Below are 18,301 nucleotides of genomic sequence, written 5' to 3'. Positions count from 1 at the left end.
GCCTCGCTCGAAAGCCGCTCGAGGAGCAGGTGAGGGCGGCCGTCCGGGTCAGGCCGCCCGCCGCACGTGTCTTGACCCCCCGTCCCCGGTCCCCGCAGGATCACGCCATGGCAGATGTCCGCAGCAGCACCGTCGACGGAGTCCTGCGGCGCAGCGCGCGCCGCACCCCGGACCGCACCGCCGTGCGCTACGGCGACCGCGCGTGGACGTACGCCGAACTCGACGACGCCGTCTCGCGGGCGGCCCGCGTGCTGCGGGAGAGCGGGCTCGCCCCCGGCGACCGCGTCGGCGCGTACGCCCACAACTCCGACGCCTACCTCATCGGCTTCCTCGCCTGCGCCCGCGCGGGCCTCGTCCACGTGCCGGTCAACCAGAACCTCACCGGCGACGACCTGGCCTACATCGTCCGGCAGTCCGGCAGCGGGCTCGTCCTCGCCGACCCCGGCCTCGCGCCCCGCCTGCCGGACGGCGTCCGCGTGCTGCCCCTGCGCGACACGGCCGACTCCCTGCTCACCCGGCTCGCCACCGCCCCGCCGTACGACGGCGCGGGGCCCGCCACGCACGACCTCGCGCAGCTCCTGTACACCTCGGGCACCACGGCGCTGCCGCGCGGCGCGATGATGACCCACAGCGCCCTGGTCCACGAGTACGTCAGCGCCGTCCACGCCCTGGACCTGAAGGAGGGCGACCGGCCGCTGCACTCGCTGCCGCTGTACCACTCCGCGCAGATGCACGTGTTCCTGCTGCCGTACCTGGCGGTGGGCGCCGAGAACACGATCCTCGACGCGCCGGACGCCACCCGGATCCTCGACCTCGTGGCGGCGGGCCGCGCCGACAGCCTGTTCGCGCCGCCCACCGTGTGGATCGGCCTCTCCCAGCACCCGGAGTTCGCCACCCGCGACCTGGGCGCGCTGCGCAAGGCCTACTACGGCGCGTCGATCATGCCGGTGCCGGTCCTGGAGCGGCTGCGGGCGCGGCTGCCGGGACTCGCCTTCTACAACTGCTTCGGCCAGAGCGAGATCGGCCCGCTCGCCACGGTCCTCGGCCCCGACGAGCACGAGGGGCGGATGGACTCCTGCGGGCGGCCCGTGCTGTTCGTGGAGGCGAAGGTCGTCGACGACTCCGGCAAGGAGGTGCCCGACGGCACGCAGGGCGAAGTCGTCTACCGCTCCCCGCAGTTGTGCGAGGGCTACTGGGACAAGCCCGAGGAGACCGCGGAGGCGTTCCGCGGCGGCTGGTTCCACTCCGGCGACCTCGCCGTGCGCGACGCCGAGGGCTACTTCACCGTCGTCGACCGGGTGAAGGACGTCATCAACTCCGGCGGTGTGCTGGTCGCGTCGCGCCAGGTCGAGGACGCCCTCTACACCCACCCCGGGGTGGCCGAGGCGGCGGTGATCGGCCTGCCCGACCCCCGCTGGATCGAGGCCGTCACCGCCGTGGTGGTGCGCGGCGCGGCGGCCCCGGACGTCACCGAGGCCGACCTCGTCGCCCACGCCCGCGCGCGCCTGGCCGCCTTCAAGGCCCCTAAACGCATCCTGTTCGTCGACGAGCTGCCCCGCAACGCCAGCGGCAAGATCCTCAAGAGAGAGCTGCGGGACCGCTTCGCGAACACCTGACGCCCGCCCCCCTGATGCCCTCAATGACCTCGCTACCCGGCCTTCACGCCGCTCCCGCCCACGTCCGTGTGCCTCTCGCTCCCGGCCACGTCCTCCCTGTGCCCCCCCGCCCCGCCGACGCCCCTGTGACCCCTGCTCCCGCCCACGTCCGCGTGCCCCTCGCCGACGGCAGGCGCCTGTACTGCCGCGATCACGGCGGCCCCGGCCCGGCCCTGCTCGCCCTGCACGGCCACTTCGCCGCCGGGCAGGCGCGGGCCATGGCCGGGCGGCGGCCGGGGACCCGGCTGGTGGAGCTGGACACCGGGCACACCGTGCACGAGACCGACCCGGAGGGCTTCGCCGCGGCCGTCCTGGCGTTCCTGGCGCGGCGGTGACCCGGGGCGCGGGGCAGATCAGGCCGGGTCGTTCCGCAGGTCCACGATGCGCTTGATCTTGCCGACGGACCGCTCCAGCGTCTCCGGCGCCACGACCTCGGCCGTGACGGAGACGCCGATGCTGTCCTTCACCGCGCACTCGATCTCCCGGGCTGCGGTGACGCGGCGGCCCGGCGGCGTGTCCGGGCGGGACTCGACGCGCACCGTGAGGGCGTCCATGCGCCCCTGGCGGGTGAGCCGGAGCTGGAAGTGCGGGGCCAGGCCCGGGGTGCGCAGGACGATCTCCTCGATCTGCGTGGGGAAGAGGTTCACCCCGCGCACGATCACCATGTCGTCGCAGCGGCCCGTGACCTTCTCCATGCGGCGGAAGACCCGGGCCGTACCGGGCAGCAGCCGCGTCAGGTCCCGGGTGCGGTACCGGATGACGGGCATGGCCTCCTTGGTGAGGGAGGTCAGGACCAGCTCGCCGAGCTCGCCGTCGGGCAGCACCTCCCCGGTGACGGGGTCCACCACCTCGGGGTAGAAGTGGTCCTCCCAGATGTGCAGGCCGTCCTTGGTCTCCACGCACTCCTGCGCGACGCCGGGGCCGATCACCTCGGAGAGGCCGTAGATGTCGACGGCGTCGATCGCGAACCGCTCCTCGATCTCGTGCCGCATCTCCTCCGTCCACGGCTCCGCGCCGAAGATCCCCACCTGGAGCGAGGTGGTGCGCGGATCGATGCCCTGCCGCTCGAACTCCTCCAGGAGCGTCAGCATGTACGAGGGCGTCACCATGATGATCTCGGGGCGCAGGTCCAGGATGAGCTGCACCTGGCGCGCGGTCATGCCACCGGAGGCGGGGATCACCGTGCAGCCGAGCCGCTCCGCGCCGTAGTGCGCGCCGAGCCCGCCCGTGAACAGGCCGTACCCGTACGCGACGTGGACCTTGTGCCCGGGCCGTCCGCCCGCCGCGCGGATCGAGCGGGCGACGACGTCCGCCCACATCGACAGGTCCTGCTCGGTGTAGCCGACGACGGTGGGGCGTCCGGTGGTGCCGCTGGAGGCGTGCAGCCGCCGCAGCTCCGACTGCTCCACGGCGAACATCCCGAAGGGGTAGTTGGCCCGCAGGTCCGCCTTCGTCGTGAACGGGAAGCGGGCCAGGTCGGCGAGCGTATGGCAGTCGTCGGGGCCGAGCCCCGTCGCGTCGAACGCGGCGCGGTAGAAGGGAACGTTCTCGTACGCGTGCAGCAACGTGTCCTGGAGGCGCTCGAGCTGCAGCGCTGCGAGTTCCTCCCGACCGAGCCGCTCCGCGGCGTCCAGGAGTGCCGGTGTACGCGCCATGGGCGATACCCCCCGTCCGAGCCGGGCGGCCGAGCAATCGGCCGATCTTGTGTCCGGGTCAGTGATTCAATGTTTCATGGCTTGTGGCAAGGGTCTCGTACCAGGTGCCGTGGCCGCAGCCACGGCCCCCTCACGACGGGCCGGACCCTATGGTTTCCGGGCGGGCCACGACGGGCCGGACCCTACGGTTTGCGGGCGACCGCGCCGTACATGGCGATGTCCGAATCCTTGATGTCCGCGCTGTCCGTGGTGTTCTGCGCCATTCCACTCCCCGTGGCGTCCGGGCGCCACTTGTGGACCTGGACGATCCCGGGCTCGACCAGGTCGAGGCCCTCGAAGAACCGTCCCGCCTCGGCGTGGGTGCGCAGCCGCATGGGCATGTCCCGGGCCGCGTACTCACGCGCCACCCGCGCCACCTCGTCCGGCGCGAAGTCGGCGGTGCCGATCGACATCGCCAGGTAGCTGCCCGACGGCAGCGGCTCCAGGAGCCGGCTGACGATGCCGGGCGCGTCGTGCTCGTCGAGGAGGAAGTGCACGATTGCGATGACGGTGAGGGCGACCGGCTTGCCCAGGTCGAGGGTCTCCCGCAGCTCCGGGGCGCCCAGGATGGTGTCCGGGTCGAGCATGTCGGCCTCGATGTACGAGGTCATGCCCTGCGGCGTGCTGGCGAGCAGGCCCTGGGACAGGGTGAGGACGATGGGGTCGTTGTCCACGTAGACGACCCGCGAGTCGGGGGCGACCGCCTGGGCGATCTCGTGCAGGTTCGGCGACGTCGGGATGCCGGTGCCGATGTCCAGGAACTGGCGTATCCCCGCCTCCTGCGCGAGGTACCGGACGGCACGGTTCATGAAGTCGCGGTTGGCCCGCATGTGGATCGGCAGCGCGGGCCACTCCTGCGCCATCGCGTCCCCGGCCTCCTTGTCCGCCGGGTAGTAGTCCTTGCCGCCGAGGATGTAGTCGTAGATGCGCGCGGAGTGCGCGTTCTCGGTGTCGATCCGGTCGGCCGGCCAGCCGTCGTCGTGGGACACGGCTCCTCCTGTCAGGTCGTGGCTTGCGTTTCGGTGGACCGCTCCGGTCACGGCCGCGCCGTGCGCGGAACGGTCGGGCCCCGGGCCCCGCGGCCCGGGGCCGTGGCTAACAGAGGAAGTCCGCGTCCCCCGCCTTCACGCCCGCGAGGAAACGGGCCATCTCGCCCCGGGTGAGGATCAGCGCGGGGCCGCCGGGATCGGTCGACTGGCGCAGCGCGATCCGCCCGTCACGCAGCTTCTTCGCCTCGACGCAGGCGCCGCCCGCGTCGTCGCTCCACGGCTTGCGCCAGCCGCGGGCGCCGAGGTCCCGGGACGGCATGCCGTTGCGTATCGGGTGGTCCACTCACAGCTCCTTGCGAATCGCGCCGAGCAGCGCCTCGGTCTTCCTGACGGGCGCCGCCTGGGCGCCCAGCCGGTCCAGCGCCTCGCGGTAGACCACGACGTCGTCGCCCTTGTCCAGATAGACGGCCCCGACCAGGCCGTTGAGGTAGACGATGTCCGGCAGCTCGGGGGCGCGGAACCGGAAGATGTGGAACGCCCCGGCCCGCATGGCCGGATGCGGACCGTTCCTGAACGGCATGATCTGCACGGTCACATGGGGCAGCGAGGTGACGGCGATCAGATGGTCGATCTGGGCCCGCATCACGGCGGGCCCGCCCACCGGCCAGCGCAGGACGGTCTCGTCCATCACCACCCACAGGTGCGGGGGAGAGGCGCGGCTCAACAGCTCCTGGCGCTCCATGCGCAGGGCGACCCGGCGCTCCGTGGCGTCGGCCGGTGCGTGCGGGTTCCCTGCGGTGAGCAGGGCGCGGGCGTAGTCCTCCGTCTGCAGCAGGCCGTGCACGAACTGCGCCTCGTACGCCCGGATCTGGTGCGCCGCCTGCTCCAGGCTCAGATACGCCGCGAACCAGTCCGGCATCACGTCACGGTACGTGTGCCACCAGCCGCGCTTGTTCGCCTCGCGCGCCGACTGCAGGAAGGTGTCGATCTCGTGCTGGTCCGTGACGCCGTACGTGCGCAGCAGCTTCTCGACGTCGGGCAGGCGCAGGCGGGCCACCTTGGCGGCCTCCAGGCGGCGGATGGTCGAGTGGCTGACGCCGATCGCCTCGCCCGCCTGCTCGTACGTCAGGCCCGCACGCGTGCGCAGCTCCTCGAGCTGTTTGCCGAGGATCATGCGCAGGACCGAGGGAGCCCCGCCCCACGCGGTGTCCGCTGTCACGCCCCGCCTCCCCGCACCCGTACCACGTTCACGCCCGCACCGGGGCCTGCCTCGATCGCAGTCTGTCACGATCATCGTCTGTTGAGAGCAGCATGCGCCTGTCGAGTTGAAATTTTCAACTGGGCTGTTGCAGTGCGCTCTTCACAGGTGTCACAGTGGGCGCACGGTGATCGTGACGAACGGCTGGCCGACGGCACGGAGTTGACAGACCGTCATGGCCGGGTACGGGCCCCTGGAAGGGCCGTGGCCGTGACGCGCCGTGAGCCGCGGTGCATGACCGGCACCGGCGGTGTGGTGACGGCAGACGAAAGGCGACCCACGTGGTTTCCCCCACCCACCCCACGCCTTCGGATCTTCTGCGCGGAGCCCTGTCCGGGCACCGGGCCACCGTGTTCCGTTTACCGGCCGTCCCCGCGTCGGTGCGCGCGGCCCGCGGGCACGTACGGGACACGACGGCCGCGTGGGGCATCGACCCCGAGGTGGGCGACGACGCGACGCTCGTGGTCTCCGAACTCGTCACCAACGCGGTCGCGCACGCCTTCGGCGACCAGGTCCTGTGCCGCGTGCGCGTGACCGGCCACCGGCTCCGGATCGAGGTCGAGGACCAGGCCCGCGGCCGGACGGTCCCCGTCCGCCGCGCACCGGACCCCGCCCGCGAGAGCGGCCGCGGCCTCGCCCTGGTCGCCGCGCTGGCCCTCGACTGGGGCGTGACGCCCGCCCACGACGGCTCCGGCCACGTCGTCTGGGCGGAACTCCCGCTGACCGCACCGGAGACAGGGCCCTGAACTCCTCGGGACACGTCGAGCGCGGCGGGGGCGAGCGGTGGGGCGACGCGGCGCCGGCCTCGGGGGAGGTCCCCGGCGCCGAGCCGCCGGACACCGGCTGGGGGAGACGGGCGCCGTACGCCACGGGGGCCGGGGCGCCGAGGGCCGGGGCGCGCGCCGGTGACCGCGTGACGGTGACCGCGTGACGACGAACGCCGCGTGGTGGCGGGTCCGGGCGCCTGCCCGCGCCGGAGCGCGCCGACGGCGGACGCGACGTGGTGGGGGCCAGGGCCGTGCGCGACCTCGTCCGGCGCCGGGCCACGCGGGACGTCGTGTGGGGCCGGGGCGGCCAGGACGTGGTGTGGGCCGGAGCGGTGCGGGACGTCGTGTGGGGCGCGGCCGCGCCGGTCACCGCGGGAAGCGGGAGCGGGGGACGGCTGCCGCTGTCGTCGGCGGGGCGCCGCCCGAGGGCCCCCTCCGAAAGGTGCCGGTCGGCGCCCGCTTAGGGTGCTGACGTCGGTCGCCTCCCGGAGCGAGGCGGCCGGGGGAGGGGAACGATGCACGAGGCGACAGACGCGTTCCGGCCGTTGCAGGCGGACGATCCGCCCGTCGTGGCCGGTTACCGCCTCGCCGCCCGGATCGGTGCCGGCGGCATGGGACGGGTGTACCTGTCGCACACGCGGGGCGGCAGGCCGGTGGCCATCAAGGTGGTGCGGCCGGAGCTGGCCGACGACCCGGGCTTCCGGCGGCGGTTCCGCCGGGAGGTCGAGGCGGCCAGGCGGGTGCGGGGCGCCTACACCGCCGAGCTGGTCGACGCCGACGCGGACGGCACGCCGCCGTGGCTGACCACCCTCTACGTGCCCGGCCCCTCCCTGGCCCAGGCGGTGGCGCGGCGCGGGCCGCTGCCGGTGCCCGCGGTGCTGTGGCTGATGGCGGGGGTGGCCGAGGCGCTGGAGGCCGTCCACGGCGCGGGCATCGTGCACCGGGACCTCAAGCCGTCGAACGTGCTGCTCGCCGCCGACGGGCCGCGCGTCATCGACTTCGGCATCTCGCTGGCCGCCGAGTTCAGCTCGTACACCGCCACGGGCTCCGCCGTCGGCACGCCCCAGTTCATGGCGCCCGAGCAGGCCTCCGGGGGCGAGGTCACGGCGGCGACGGACGTCTTCGCGCTGGGGCAGACGGCGGCCTTCGCCGCGCTCGGCGAGCCGCTGTACGGGGAGGGCTCCGCGGTCGGCGTGCTGTACCGGATCGTGCACGACGCGCCCGACCTGTCCCGGCTGCCCGCGCCGCTGCGGCCGTTGATCACCCGGTGCCTCGCCGCCGCCCCCACGGAGCGGGCCACCCCGGCGGAGATCGTCGCGTGGTGCCGCCAGGAGCTGGGGCGCGACGCCGACGCGGGCGCCGGACCGGCCGTCTGGCGGGACGTCATGGGCCCGGAGGTCGCCGTTCCGGGACCGCTCCCCGAGCCCCCCGCGGCGCCCACGGCGCTGTGGCCCACCCGGCCCGCGCCCGTGGGCCCGGACGGGGGCCGGGCGCGCCGACGGCGTACCGGGCTCGTCGCGACCGCGGCCGTGACGGCCGGGCTGCTGGTCCTCGGCGGCTTGACCTGGCGCGTCATGGAGGCGGACGGGTCCCGCGAGCGCCGCGCGGCCACTTCCCCGACCGCCGGGACCGGCGCCTCTGATCCGGCGTCCGGTGGTACGGGGGCCGCGGGCGAGGCGGCGCCGACAGCGGCAACCGAGCGCGAACAGGAGGATGGGGCCCACGGGTCGGGCGGGCCTGACCGGTCCACGCGGGACTCCGGGAAGCCGCGGCCCCTCCCGTACCCCCAGGTGTGGCTGGACGCGAAGAAGTCCGTGAGCTTCGCGGAGCCGGTCGAGCGCAAGAATCACAAGGGGGACATCCGCTTCGGCTGCGAGGGGGACAACTGCTACCTGGACAGCCGCACCAGCGTGATCACCATGCTGTACGGCAAGCCCGGCGCCGACCTCGAAGCCTGCCGGATCGCGCTCGACGGCGCCGACAGCCGCAGGCTGCCGCTGGCCGGGGTGGCCGCCGGCAGCGAGATCTGCGTCAAGCACCGCTCGGGGGACATCGCGCTGCTCGTGGTGCAGGTGAAGTCGACGGCGCTGCCGCGCGGCGGGTTCAGCTTCCTGACGGCGGACATGACGATCTGGCGGAAGCCTTAGGCCCTGTCCGACGGGCCGGGGCGGCGCCCCGGCTGCTCCAGGGGCCCCGGCCGCCCCACGAGCCCCGGCCGCCCCGGCCGTATGCCCGGACGCGCTGATCGTAAGATCAACTTCCGGTCATGGGCATACGGCATTCCGGTGAGGGGCAGTGCGATACCCGATGAGGCACGACGGGACGACACGCCCGGGCAGCGGCGGCAGACGGGCGGTGGCAGCGCGCTGCCGCGCCCTCACCGAGGCCCGCTGGTTCGGCCTCACGGTCTTCGCCCTCATCCTCGCCAACGCGGCGGTGCTGGGCGTGGAGACGTACACCGGCGTCGTGCACCGCTGGCAGGGGGAGCTCAAGCTCGTCGAGCACGGGTTCCTGGTGCTCTTCACCGGCGAGGTGCTGCTGCGCCTCGGGGCGTACGCCGACCGGCCCCGCGCCTTCTTCCGCGACCCGTGGAACGTCTTCGACCTGGCCGTGGTCCTGTGCGCCTTCCTGCCGTTCGCGCGGGAGAACACCACCGTGCTGCGGCTGCTGCGCCTGGCGCGCGTGCTGCGCACCGCCCGCTTCCTGCCCCAACTGCGCATCGTGCTGGTCGCGGTGGGCCGCAGCCTGCCAGGCACGGTGAGCTTCCTGCTCGTGGGCGCACTCGTGCTGTACGTGTACGCGATGGTCGGCTGGGTCTTCTTCGCCGCCCACGACCCCGGGCACTTCGGCTCCATCGGCCGGGCCGTGCTGACGCTGTTCCTCCTGATGACCCTCGACGGGCTCGGCGACGCGGTCCGGGCGGGCCTGGAGATCTCGCGCTGGAGCATCGTCTACTACGCCTCGTATGTGCTGATCGCGTCCTTCGTCCTGGTCAACGTACTGATCGGGGTGGTGATCACCTCGCTCGACGAGGCGCGCACCATGGAGGAGCGGTACGACGAGGACGCGCGACGGCGAGCGGGCGCGGACCCTCGCGCCGGCGCGGGCGCGCAATCCGGCGTGGGCCCTCGGGCGGAGGCGGAGACGGAAGCGGCGGCGCCGGAACCGGGTGCGCCGGACGGAGCCGAGCACGAGCTGCGCGCCCGGATCGCCACCGCGCGCCGGGCGTTGGACGAGCTGGAGGAGAGCCTTGCGCGGCTGCCGGGGGCGCGCCGCTGACCGCCACCCCAGGTGACGCGGCGTCACGTGCGCGGGGCCGACGGGCGGCTGCGGCACCGCGCGTCCGGGCGGCCCGGGCGCGGCCGCGCCGGAGCGGGGTCACGCCCGGGCGCGGCGGCGGTCCTCGGCCTCCGGGGGCGTGGCGCGGTGGGCCTCGTCCTGGACGAGCAGGGAGAGCAGGGAGGCCACCGCGAGGCCGGATTCGGCCGGGTGTCGCAGCACCTTGCCCCGGTCGACCCGGTACCTGTTGGTGCGGCCCTCCCGGGTGTGGGACAGATAGCCGTCCCGCTCCAGGTCGGCGATGATCTTCTGTACGGCACGCTCGGTGAGTCGGCAGTGCGCGGCGATGTCGCGGATGCGGGCGGTGCGGTTGTCCGCGATGGCTGCCAGCACCCGGGCGTGGTTGGTGAGGAACGTCCATCCGGTGTAGGGCTCGGGCACTCCATCCATGTGCCAACTCTAGGACGTGGCATACGCGCTTTCCAAAACACGTACTGTGTTTCCTGTATTGGTTGACGTGTGTGAAAGGGGGAAGGCGGCCTGGAACCGCGGTAGGCGGACGAGAGGGAGCAGCCATGCCGAAGCCCACGCACGCTGAACGCGGCCCCACGGGGGAGACGGGGAAGAGCGGCGGCGGGCTCGGCAATGCTCCTCGGGCGCCCCTGCCGGAAGGGCTCGGCGACGCCGCGCCGTATGACTTCCTGCCGCGCGAGGGGGCCCTGCGTGGCGCCCTGCCGCGTGATGCCCGCGCGCGCGTGCCCCTGGCGGGGGAGCTCGACCTCGACGCCGCCCAGCGGCTCCGGGTCGGCCTGTTCCGCGCCCTCAAGGGCTCGGCCGACGGCGTGGACCTGGACCTGGGCGGAGTGGACTTCTGCGACTGCTCCGGGCTCAACCTTCTGCTGAGCCTGCGTCAGGAAGCCGTGCGGCAGGGCAAGACCGTCGCCGTCCGCACCGGCAGCCGGGCGGTCGACCGACTGCTCGACCTGACCGGCACCCGCCCGCTGTTCGCGCCGCCGGGCCCGGAGGACGGGGACCCGGGGGGCGAGCCGTTCCCGCCCGCGGCGCGCGAGGGCGGCGTGCGCGAGGACTCCGACGAGGAGTTGCGGGTGGTGGTGGCCCAGTTGCGGCGCGCCATGCGGACCCGGCCGACCATCGACCTGGCCCGCGGCATCCTGATGTCCTCCTTCGGGCTCAGTCCGGAGGCGGCCTGGGACGTCCTGGTCGCCGCGTCGCAGAACACCAACACGAAGCTGCACCGCCTTGCGGGCGACCTGGTCGGCACCGTGCGGGGGGAGGCCCTGCCCGAGGCGGTGCACCAGCAACTCGTGGCCGCCGTCGTCAAGACGAGCGCGGCCCGCTCCTCCTCGGCGACGTAGGGGAGTCTGATACCGCGGCCCCGACCCGCGATCCAGTCCCCCGACCCGCGATCCAGTCCTGCGCCCCGCGATCCAGGCCTGGGTCCCTAGGCGCGCCGGTCGCCACCTGAGCAGGCGGGCGGAATCCGGGCCCCAGCCTGGGCTGCGGGTCATTTCCTGACGTGACGTCACGTCGCGGCCCGGCGGAGGTTCGACCCCTGCCCCACCCGCCGTGCGCGGCCATCTGGCCTGAAGATCGCTTGCACGGCGACCCCGTCATTAGTTAGGTTAGCCTTACCTAGCCAAGCGGCCGGTACGCCGGGTGCACCCCCTATCCGCACGCCACGCCGAGGCGCGCGCACGGCGCGCCGCGTCCCGGCACGCCCCGCGCCGGGGCGTCGTGACCACCGCCGCCGCCGTGCCCGCCGCGCGCCCGGCGCCGATCCCCGCAGGAGCCAACCCGATGAACCAGACCCTCTCGCCCGAACGGATACGCGCCGACGTCGCGGAACTCCTCGACTGCGACCCGTCCGAGATCGAGCCCGAGGAGAACCTGATCGACCTCGGCCTGGACTCCGTACGGATCATGACGCTGATCGAGCGCTGGCGCGCCGCCGGGGCCGCCGCCGTGGAGTTCCCCGACCTGGCCGAGCGGCCCGAACTGGCACACTGGACAGCCCTGTTGACGGGCGGCGCCGCATGACGCGGGAAGACCACAGGCACCGGCACCTGGAGCGGATCGCGGAGGTCCGGGCGGGCCGCCACGCCGAGAAGGTGGGCTACCCGATCCGCGTCCGGCGGACCGAGGTCGTCCGCACCGCCATGGTCGGCGGCGGTCTGCTGCGGGTGACCCTGGGCGGGCCCGGCGCCCAGGGGTTCGAGGCCCACGCGCCGGACGAGCACGTGAAGCTGCTCTTCCCCGAGCCGGACGGCTCGCTGCGGCTGCCCGAGCAGGACGGGACGATGCTGCGCTGGCCGCGCCCCGCGCCCACGTCCCGCGAGTACACCGTGCGCCGCTACGACCCGGCCGCGGCCGAGATCGACATCGACTTCGCCCTGCACGACGGCGGCCTCGCCTCCGACTGGGCGCGCGCGGTCGCACCGGGCGCCGTCGTCCACGTCGCCGGGCCGCCCGGCGGCCTCGTCGTGCCGCACGCCTACGACCGCTACCTGCTGGCCGGCGACCTCACGGCGCTGCCCGCGATCGCCCGCTGGCTTGAGGAGCTGCCCCGTACCGCCCGTGGCTGGGCGTTCGTCGAAGTCGCCGACGCCGCGGAGGAGATCGAGCTGTCCGCGCCCGGCGGTGTCGAGGTGCGCTGGTTGCACCGCGGTGACCGCCCGGCCGGCACCGGCGACGCCCTGGCGGACGCCGTGACCGCGGTGACGGTGCCCGAGGGCGAGCGGCTGTACGTGTGGGCCGCAGGTGAGGCGGGCCGGCTCAAGCCGCTGCGCCGGTGGGTCCGCGACGAACTCCGCCTGGACAAGGCCGACTACGACATCACCGGCTACTGGAAGCGCGGCGTCGCCGACTTCGACGACGACCACTGACAGCGGCCGATCGCGTACAGCGGCCGCCCCGTACAGCGGCCGACCGGGCAGCGGCTGACACCGTGCAGCGGCCTGCCCCGTACGGCGGCCGCCGAGCCGTCGGCCGGCGAACGCGAACCTGCATCAACCACCCCCAGCAACCAGCATCATGGAGCATCACATGTCCCTGCGCAGATCGTCGGCTCTCGTCGGCGCCGTGGCCCTCGCCCTGGCCGTGACCGGGTGCGGATCGTCGGACGGCGACAAGGCGGACTCGGGGAAGGGCGGGACCCGGGTGTTCGCCGCCGACAACGGCAAGATCAAGATCCCCGCCGACCCGAAGCGCGTGGTAGCCACCGGCTACGCCGTGCCCGCCATGATCGAGGCCGAGGCCCCGCTCGTCGGCATCTCGTCGTGGAAGCGCGGCGAGCCGATGATGAGCAAGAAGGACCTGGCCACGTACAAGAAGCTGCCCAAGGTGGCGGGCGAGGCGGCGTCGGAGACCAACTACGAGGCGGTCGCCGAGGCCGAGCCGGACCTCATCGTCATCGGCGTGCCCGCGCCGGTGCTCGGCGACATCGACGTCAAGCGCCTGGAGTCCATCGCCCCCGTCGTGGCGATCGGCCCGACCGTGCCGTCCGCGTGGCGCGACCTCTCCCGCAAGCAGGCCGACGCCGCCGGTTCCCTGAAGACGTTCGACACGGTCAAGGAGAAGTACGACGCCAAGGCCGCCGGGCTCGCCAAGAAGTACGAGAAGGCGCTGTCCGGGATCGAGTTCGGCCACCTCGGCGCGTACGGCGAGGTCGCCAAGGGCACCTTCCAGCGCGAGTTCGGCCGCTCCTGGGGCACCAACATCGCCGAGGACGTCGGCGCGACGTACTACGGCAAGGTCAAGAAGCCCGGCCCCGGCTCCCGCGCCGTCAGCGAGTACCCCTCGATCGAGGAGCTGCCCGCCTCCCTGCGCGAGGCCGACGCCATCACGTACACCGTCAACGCCGACGGCAGCGTGCCGCCGTCCGTGAAGTACGTCATGGACTCCAAGTTGTGGAAGAACCTGCCCGCCGTCAAGGCGAAGAAGACCTTCCCCATCCGCTACACCGAGGCCGCGACCTACGGGCAGGCCATGCAGACGCTGGACGCGATCGACACGTCGTTCGCGCCGCTGTTGAAGCGGTGACCGCCGGGAGCCGCACGGCCGAGGCGGCGGGAACCCGGCGGGCCGTGCCGCGCGCCGGCCTGCTCGCCGGCGGCCTGGTGCTCCTCGCGGCCGTCGCCGTGGTCAGCATCGGCGTCGGGGCCCGCCCGATCCCGCCCGCCGAGGTCGTGCGCGCGCTGCTGCACTTCCAGGGCACCGACGACCACGTCATCGTGCGGGACGTCCGGGCGCCCCGCGCGCTCCTCGCCGTCGCCGTGGGCGCCGCCCTGGCGGTGGCGGGCGCGCTCATCCAGACACTGGCCCGCAACCCGCTGGCCGAACCGGGCATCCTCGGCGTCACCGCGGGCGCCGGGTTCGCCATCACCCTCGGCTCCGGCGTCGGCCTGGCCGCCGGGCAGACGGGCCAGCTCGGCTGCGCGCTCGTCGGCTCGGTGCTCGCGGCGCTCCTGGTCGCCGCGGTCGGGCGCCGCTCCCCGCTGCGCCTGGTGCTCACCGGCGTGGCCCTGACCGCGGTGCTCAACGGCGTCGCGCTCGGCATGCGGATGATGCTCCCGGACGTGTTCGACGCGTACCGGTTCTGGTCGGTCGGCTCGCTCGCGGCCCGCGAACAGGCGCCGCTGGCCCTGCCGTTGACGGCGATCGCGGTCTCCCTGGCCGGCGCGCTGCTGCTGAGCCGGGCGCTCAACGCCCTGGCGCTGGGCGAGAACGTGGCCCACAGCCTGGGCGCGGGCGTGGGCCGGGTGCGGGGTGCCGCGCTCGTCCTCATCACCGTGCTCAGCGGGGCGGCCACCGCGGTGGCCGGGCCGATCCTGTTCGTCGGCCTGATGGTGCCGCACCTGGTCCGCAGGCCCGCGGCGGGCTCGGTGCCGTGGCTGATCCTCTACTCGATGGTGCTCGGCCCCGTCCTGCTGCTGATCGCCGACATGGGGTCGCGGGTGCTGCTGCCCACCGGCGAGGTGCCGGTGGCCATCGTGACCGCGTTCCTCGGCGGCCCCATGCTGATCTGGGCGGTACGCCGCCACGGGGCGGGGGCGCTGTGACCACACAGGACACCAACACCCCACAGGGCACCAACGCCACACCGCAGACCAACAACACACAGGACACCAACACGACACCGGGTACGGCCACCACACCGGGTACGGCCACCACACCGGGTACGGCCACCACTCCGGGCACGGCCACCACACCGGGCACGGCCACCACTCCGAACACGGCCACGGTCACCGCCGAAGCCGCCGCCCCCGCCTTGCGCGGCAGCGCCGTCACCCTGCGCGGGCTGCGCGTCGAACGCCGCACCCTGCTGCTCGTCGCCGCGCTGGTCCCCCTGATCCTCGCCCTCGGCCTGCTCGGGCTCTGCTACGGCGCGTCCTGGGCCACGCCGCGCGAGGTGTTCGACGTCCTCACCGGCGCCGAGCCCTCGGTGGTGATCTGGGACTGGCGGATGCCGCGGGTGCTCGCCGGACTCGTCTTCGGCGCCGCCCTCGGCGTGGCCGGGGCGCTCTTCCAGAACCTCACCCGCAACCCGATGGGCAGCCCCGACGTCATCGGCCTCGACGCGGGCGCCTACACCGGCGCCCTGGTCGCCCTCACCGTCCTGTCGGGCACGTCCGCCCAACTCGCCGTGGGCTCGGTGCTCGGCGGCCTCGCCGTCGCCGCCGCCATCTACCTGCTCGCGTACGACCGGGGGTTCTCCGGGCTGCGCCTGGTGGTGATCGGCATCGCGATCAACGCGATGGTGACCGCGCTCAACTCGTGGATCGTGCTCCGCGCCGAACTGGAGGTGGCCATCGCCGCCGTCGGCTGGAGCGCGGGCTCGCTCAACGGCGTCGGCTGGGACGACCTCGGCATCCCGTTCACGGTGATCGCGGTGCTGTTCGCCCTGATGGCCACCCAGGCGCACGCCATGCACCAGGCGTCCCTGGGCGACGCGGTCGCGGCGGCCACCGGGGTCGGGCTCGACCGGCTGCGCCTCCTGATGGTCCTGGTCGGCGTCGGCTGCACGGCCACGGTGACCGCCGTCGCCGGACCGATCGCGTTCATCGCCCTGGCCGCCCCGCAGATCGGCCGCCGGCTCGCGGGCGCGGCCGGAGTGCCGCTGCTCCCGGCCGCGCTCACCGGTGCGGTGCTGCTCCAAGGCGCCGACCTGCTCGCCCAGATGCTGCTCGCGCCCGTCGCGCTGCCCGTCGGCGTGGTGAGCACCGCGATCGGCGGCTGTTACCTGATCTGGCTGCTGACCAAGGAGGTGAGGCGCGCGTGACCGCACGCCTGACCGCGCGGGACCTCACCCTGCGCTACGGAGACCGGGTGGTCTCCACCCGGCTGAGCCTCGACGTCCCCGACGGCAGGTTCACCGCCGTCGTCGGGCCCAACGCCTGCGGCAAGTCGACGCTGCTGCGCGCCCTCGTCCGGCTGCTGAAGCCCGAGAGCGGGCGCGTGGAGTTCGACGACCGCGAGGTCGGCTCCTACCCGCCCAAGCAGCTCGCCAAGCAGCTCGGCTTCCTGCCCCAGGACCCGCTGGCCCCCGACGACATCAAGGTCCGCCAGCTCGTGGGCCGGGGGCGCTTCCCCCACCAGTCGCTGCTGGCCCTGTGGTCGCCGCACGACGAGGAGGCCGTCACCACGGCGATGGCCGCCGCCGGCGTCGCCGACCTCGCCGACCGGCCCGTGCGGGAGCTGTCCGGTGGCCAGCGGCAGCGGGTGTGGATGGCGATGGTGCTCGCCCAGCAGACCCCCTGCCTGCTGCTCGACGAGCCGACGTCCTTCCTGGACATCACCCACCAGTACCAGTTGCTCGGCCTGCTGGCCCGGCTGCGCGACGAGGGCCGCACGGTCATCGCCGTCCTGCACGACATCAACCAGGCCTGCCGCTTCGCCGACCACCTGATCGCCATGAGGGACGGCCGGGTGGTCGCCGAGGGCGACCCCACGGACATCGTCGACGCCGCGCTGATCAAGGACGTGTTCGACCTGCCGAGCGTCATCGTCCCCGACCCGGTGACGGATACGCCGATGGTCGTCCCCACACTGCAAGGAGAGTGAGTTGAACACCACAAGCGCGTCCTCGGAGGGGCTGCCGGGACCGTCCGGTGCCGCCGACGCGTCGCCGGAGGGGCAGCCCGTACCGGCGGGTGCCGCCGGTACCGCCGGTGCCGCTGATGCCGCCGGTGCGGCCGCCGCGGCCGGGTCGCTCCCGCTGACCAGCGCCCAGGAGGGCATCTGGAACGCGCAGCGCCTGGAGCCGGACTCGCCGTACTACCTGGTCGGCGACGTGGTGGAGATATCCGGCGCCGAACCGGTCGACGTCGACGCGCTGGTGGAGGCGGTGCGGGCGACCACCGAGGAGGCCGAGACGCTGCGCCTGCGGGTGTACGAGACCCCGGACGGGCCGCGCCAGCGCGTCGCCGACGACCCCGTCGAGCCGCCCCGGGTGGTCGACGTCAGCGGCGAGGCCGACCCCGCCGCCGCGGCGGAGGCGCTCGTCACCGCCGAGCGGGCGCGCGCCGCCGAGGCCTGCCGCGGCATGGTCGACCGGCCGCTGTACGCCCGGACCGTCATCAAGCTCTCCGACCGCGATGTCTGGTACACCCAGCTCGGCCACCACCTGGTCTTCGACGGCTACACCGCCGCCATGCTCGCCCGCCGCACCGCCGCCCGCTACACCGCCCTGGTCCGCGGGACCGAGCCGCCGAAGGCGACGTTCGGCGCCTTCGCCGACCTCGTCGCCGCCGACCGGGCCTACCGCGACAGCGAGCGGTTCGCCGAGGACCGCGCGTACTGGGTCGAGCGGTTCACCCCGCTGCCCGACCTGGGCGAGACCGACACCGCCGCGGGGCCGCCGGAGCGCACCCTGACCGCCCGCGCCGCCCTCACCCCCGAGGAGACCGCCCGGCTGCGCGCCTTCGCCGACCGCGAGGGCATCACCTGGGGCGAGGCGCTCATCGCCGGGTACGCCGCGTTCCTGCACCGCGTCCTCGGCCGCACCGACGTGGTGTTCGCGCTGCCGCTGATGTGCCGCACCGGCTCGACCGAGCTGCGCACCCCCGCCATGGCCGTCAACGTGCTGCCGCTGCGGGTGGCCGTACGCGCCGACGACGGGTTCGGCGCGCTCGGCCGCCGGGTCGCCGCCGCCATGAAGGAGATGCGCGACCACCAGCGCTACCGCGGCGAGGACCTGCCCCGCGACCTCGGCGTGCCCGGCGCGGGCGCGCTCCTGCACGGCCGCGGCATCAACCTCAAGGCGTTCGACCTGGCCATCGACTTCGCCGGGGCCACCGGCGTGCTGCGCAACGTCGCGGGCGGCCCTCCCGAGGACATGGGACTGAGCGTCCTGCCCACCCGCGACGGCGGGCTGCTGCTCGGCTTCGAGGTCGACGGCCGCACCAACGACCAGGCCATGGTCGACAGCAAGCTGGCCGGGCTCCGCGCCCTGCTGTCCGGCCTCACCGACGGCCTCCCCGTGGGCCGGGCGCCCCTGACCGCCGACGTGGATCGGGTCCTCGCCGACTGGGCGCCGCCCGCCGTGCCCGGCACCCCGCCGGACGTGCCCACCGCCTTCGCCGCCATGGCCGCGGCCGGCCCGGACCGCACCGCCCTGGTGTGCGGCGCCGACCGGCTGACC

The 18,301-nt window shown here is 74.1% G+C and carries 18 protein-coding genes; 13 read left to right on the top strand and 5 right to left on the bottom strand.

What is annotated here, in order from left to right; translation table 11 throughout:
* Positions 1-107 precede the first annotated feature (107 nt).
* Together IE330_RS11610 and IE330_RS11605 are read left to right on the top strand one after the other, a co-directional pair.
* Positions 108-1,616, top strand: coding sequence for an acyl-CoA synthetase (locus IE330_RS11610; protein ID WP_190135847.1), 1,509 nt, complete (start codon positions 108-110; stop codon positions 1,614-1,616).
* Between the two features lie 125 nt (positions 1,617-1,741).
* Positions 1,742-1,990 (top strand): hypothetical protein, encoded by a 249-nt coding sequence (locus IE330_RS11605; RefSeq protein ID WP_190135846.1) that lies wholly within the window; start codon positions 1,742-1,744, stop codon positions 1,988-1,990.
* Positions 1,991-2,008: 18 nt separating this feature from the next.
* On the opposite strand, the gene paaK is transcribed toward IE330_RS11605, so the two are convergent.
* From paaK to IE330_RS11585, 4 genes are all read right to left on the bottom strand, one after another.
* On the bottom strand, positions 2,009-3,310 hold the full coding sequence (gene paaK / locus IE330_RS11600; protein WP_190135845.1) for a phenylacetate--CoA ligase PaaK: 1,302 nt from the start codon (positions 3,308-3,310) through the stop codon (positions 2,009-2,011).
* A gap of 182 nt (positions 3,311-3,492) precedes the next feature.
* Positions 3,493-4,338, bottom strand: a complete 846-nt coding sequence (locus IE330_RS11595) for an SAM-dependent methyltransferase (RefSeq protein ID WP_190135844.1) — start codon at positions 4,336-4,338, stop codon at positions 3,493-3,495.
* A 106-nt stretch (positions 4,339-4,444) separates the two neighbouring features.
* On the bottom strand, positions 4,445-4,657 hold the full coding sequence (locus tag IE330_RS11590; protein WP_190135884.1) for a DUF397 domain-containing protein: 213 nt from the start codon (positions 4,655-4,657) through the stop codon (positions 4,445-4,447).
* 24 nt (positions 4,658-4,681) lie between these two features.
* Positions 4,682-5,557, bottom strand: a complete 876-nt coding sequence (locus tag IE330_RS11585; RefSeq protein ID WP_190135843.1) for a Sco1979 family transcriptional regulator — start codon at positions 5,555-5,557, stop codon at positions 4,682-4,684.
* Between the two features lie 389 nt (positions 5,558-5,946).
* Between IE330_RS11585 and IE330_RS11580 the strand changes: the two genes are divergently transcribed.
* The 3 genes from IE330_RS11580 to IE330_RS11570 all read left to right on the top strand — a co-directional run bounded on the left by IE330_RS11580 (position 5,947) and on the right by IE330_RS11570 (position 9,642).
* Positions 5,947-6,342 (top strand): ATP-binding protein, encoded by a 396-nt coding sequence (locus tag IE330_RS11580; RefSeq protein ID WP_190135842.1) that lies wholly within the window; start codon positions 5,947-5,949, stop codon positions 6,340-6,342.
* Positions 6,343-6,878: 536 nt separating this feature from the next.
* Positions 6,879-8,510 carry a serine/threonine-protein kinase gene (locus IE330_RS11575; protein ID WP_190135841.1) on the top strand — a complete coding sequence of 544 codons (1,632 nt, stop codon included), beginning with the start codon at positions 6,879-6,881 and terminating at the stop codon, positions 8,508-8,510.
* Positions 8,511-8,670: 160 nt separating this feature from the next.
* Positions 8,671-9,642: an ion transporter gene (locus IE330_RS11570; protein ID WP_190135840.1), complete on the top strand. Its 972-nt coding sequence runs from the start codon at positions 8,671-8,673 to the stop codon at positions 9,640-9,642.
* Between the two features lie 99 nt (positions 9,643-9,741).
* Here the strand turns inward: IE330_RS11570 and IE330_RS11565 are convergent, their stop codons facing one another.
* Positions 9,742-10,092, bottom strand: a complete 351-nt coding sequence (locus IE330_RS11565) for a helix-turn-helix transcriptional regulator (protein ID WP_190135839.1) — start codon at positions 10,090-10,092, stop codon at positions 9,742-9,744.
* 125 nt (positions 10,093-10,217) lie between these two features.
* Between IE330_RS11565 and IE330_RS11560 the strand changes: the two genes are divergently transcribed.
* The 8 genes from IE330_RS11560 to IE330_RS11525 all read left to right on the top strand — a co-directional run.
* The gene (locus IE330_RS11560; RefSeq protein ID WP_190135838.1) at positions 10,218-11,018 is read left to right on the top strand and encodes an ANTAR domain-containing protein; all 801 of its coding nucleotides are present in this window, start codon (positions 10,218-10,220) and stop codon (positions 11,016-11,018) included.
* Between the two features lie 442 nt (positions 11,019-11,460).
* Positions 11,461-11,700 carry a phosphopantetheine-binding protein gene (locus IE330_RS11555; RefSeq protein WP_190135837.1) on the top strand — a complete coding sequence of 80 codons (240 nt, stop codon included), beginning with the start codon at positions 11,461-11,463 and terminating at the stop codon, positions 11,698-11,700.
* Positions 11,697-12,545 (top strand): siderophore-interacting protein, encoded by an 849-nt coding sequence (locus IE330_RS11550; RefSeq protein WP_190135836.1) that lies wholly within the window; start codon positions 11,697-11,699, stop codon positions 12,543-12,545. The genes IE330_RS11555 and IE330_RS11550 overlap by 4 nt, the downstream gene beginning before the upstream one ends.
* Positions 12,546-12,705: 160 nt before the next feature.
* Positions 12,706-13,701 carry an ABC transporter substrate-binding protein gene (locus IE330_RS11545; protein ID WP_190135835.1) on the top strand — a complete coding sequence of 332 codons (996 nt, stop codon included), beginning with the start codon at positions 12,706-12,708 and terminating at the stop codon, positions 13,699-13,701.
* Entirely contained in the window at positions 13,698-14,720 is a 1,023-nt protein-coding gene (locus IE330_RS11540) for a FecCD family ABC transporter permease (RefSeq protein ID WP_190135834.1), read from the top strand. Before IE330_RS11545 ends, IE330_RS11540 begins: the two co-directional genes overlap by 4 nt.
* 230 nt (positions 14,721-14,950) lie before the next feature.
* Complete coding sequence (locus IE330_RS11535; protein WP_190135883.1) at positions 14,951-15,940, top strand: FecCD family ABC transporter permease; 990 nt, start codon at positions 14,951-14,953, stop codon at positions 15,938-15,940.
* Positions 15,937-16,722, top strand: coding sequence for an ABC transporter ATP-binding protein (locus tag IE330_RS11530; RefSeq protein ID WP_190135833.1), 786 nt, complete (start codon positions 15,937-15,939; stop codon positions 16,720-16,722). The genes IE330_RS11535 and IE330_RS11530 overlap by 4 nt, the downstream gene beginning before the upstream one ends.
* Before the next feature lie 154 nt (positions 16,723-16,876).
* Positions 16,877-18,301 (top strand): condensation domain-containing protein (locus tag IE330_RS11525; protein WP_308438998.1); only part of this gene is annotated, 1,425 nt, incomplete at its 3' end.

It is taken from the genome of Streptomyces longispororuber (assembly GCF_014656095.1).
Taxonomy (GTDB): Bacteria; Actinomycetota; Actinomycetes; order Streptomycetales; family Streptomycetaceae; genus Streptomyces; species Streptomyces longispororuber.
The sequence above is the reverse complement of the archived record's forward strand: the minus strand, read 5'-3'. Positions and strand labels throughout refer to the sequence as shown.